Source organism: Streptomyces sp. HSW2009 (genome assembly GCF_040240285.1).
GTDB lineage: Bacteria > Actinomycetota > Actinomycetes > Streptomycetales > Streptomycetaceae > Streptomyces.
In genome coordinates this window covers 1-1,589 of sequence record NZ_JBEHZD010000955.1, presented here as the reverse complement: position 1 = coordinate 1,589, position 1,589 = coordinate 1, and the positions used below count along the sequence as shown (strand labels likewise).

Sequence of the window (1,589 nt, the reverse complement as noted above, 5' to 3'; positions counted from 1 at the left end):
CCGCCCGCCCCCCCCCCCCCCCCCCCCCCCCCGCCGCCCGCCGCGGGGGGCGCGGGGGCGCGCGGCCCCCCCCCCCCCCCCCCCCCCCCCCCCCCGGGTCCTGCGGTGCCAACTCCACCACGTGCAGGGCGCCCCCGGTGACGTAACAGACGTGCCGTCCGTCGGGGGAGAGCCGGGGGTCAACGACCGGCCCGGCCGTCGCGACGGGGAACGGTGCCGGGTCCGCGACCCGTACCGCCCACAGCGCGCCGTCGAGTGCGAAGGCGGCCGTGCGGCCGAGGTGGTCGACGGTGTAGGAGACCAGGCCGGCCGACGGCTCCCGGGCGCGTTCGCGGCGCAGCCGCTCGGCGGTGGGTACCTCGCCCGCCGCGCCGACGAGGCGGCCCGGGTCGGCGAGCACGCGCTCGCGGCCGTCCTCCCAGACCCACAGCGAACTGGTCGGATCGCTCCCGCTGGCCGTACGGACGAAGAAGACCCGACTGCCGTCCTGGGCCACCGCCAACTGGCGTGGCGCGCCGAGCGCGAAGCGGCGGGTACGGGCGTACTGGGCGGGGAACGCGGCAACATCGTCATGAGGCATGGCGACACTGTGACAGTGGGGTGGCGCGGCGTGGCAAGCCGATTTCTGGTGGCTGCCCGCGTGGGGCGGCCCGGCCGGCCAGCGCCCCGTACGTTCAGTGCGCGGGTTTCTCCCAGACCGAGACGTGCCGGCGGCTCTCATGGGTGAAGGGTGCCTTGGCCCAACCCTCCCAGCGGTCACGCAGCCGCAGTCCGGCCAGCCGTGCCATCAGGTCGAGTTCGGACGGCCAGACGTAGCGGAACGGATAGGACCTGTACTGTGGCCGGCCGTCGACGAGGGTGACGTAGTGCGAGCTCATGGCCTGGGTGGCGACGTCGTAGGTGTCGAAGGCCCAGCGTGCCGCGTCGATCTGGAACGGCACGGCGGTCTGCCCCGGGGGCAGCAGGCGTAGTTCGGGCACGCCGACCTCGATGACGAAGCTGCCGCCTGGCGCCAGATGTGCGGCGGCGTTGCGGAAACAGTCCACCTGGGCGTCCTGCGTCGTCAGGTTGTTGATCGTGTTGAACACCAGGTAGACGAGGGCGAAGGCACCCGGGACGCGGGTGGTGGCGAAGTCTCCGATGGTCACGTCGATGCTCTCGCCGTCCGGCTTGGCCCGGAGCCGCCTCGTCATGGCGTGCGACATGTCGATGCCGCACACCGGCACCCCGCGCCTGGCCAGCGGCAGGGCGATCCTTCCGGTGCCGACGCCGAGTTCGACGGCGCGCCCGTCGCCGGCGAGTTCCGCCAGCAGGTCGACGGTCGGGCCGACCACCTCGGGTTGGAACATCTCCGCCGATGACGTGTCGTAGTCGGCCGCGACAGCTTCGTTGAAGTACCCGTCAGCTTCAGACATTGCTGGACCGTACCGCCCGCGCGCCCGCCGCCGCGCGCGAGTTTTTCCGTGCCCGTGCTGGGCGTCGTGGTTTGCGGCGGGGGGGGGCGGGGGGGGGCGCCCCCCCGCCCCCCCGGGGGGGGCCGCGCCCGGGGGGCCGCCCCCGGGGCCCCCCGGGGGCCGGGGGGGCGGGGG

The 1,589-nt window shown here is 75.0% G+C and carries 1 protein-coding gene and 1 pseudogene; both read right to left on the bottom strand.

Annotated elements, in window-relative coordinates:
- Nucleotides 1–580: pseudogene (locus AAHZ94_RS33810) on the bottom strand (hypothetical protein); the annotation flags it as partial.
- Nucleotides 581–674: 94 nt separating this feature from the next.
- A complete protein-coding gene (locus AAHZ94_RS33805) occupies nucleotides 675–1,415 on the bottom strand; it encodes a class I SAM-dependent methyltransferase (RefSeq protein WP_349997516.1) in 741 nt (246 codons plus the stop codon).
- Nucleotides 1,416–1,589: the final 174 nt, after the last annotated feature.

Coding starts and splice junctions, on each gene's coding strand:
- AAHZ94_RS33805 (WP_349997516.1), bottom strand. CDS start 1,415: ATGTCTGAAGCTGACGGGTACTTCAACGAAGCTGTCGCGGCCGACTAC.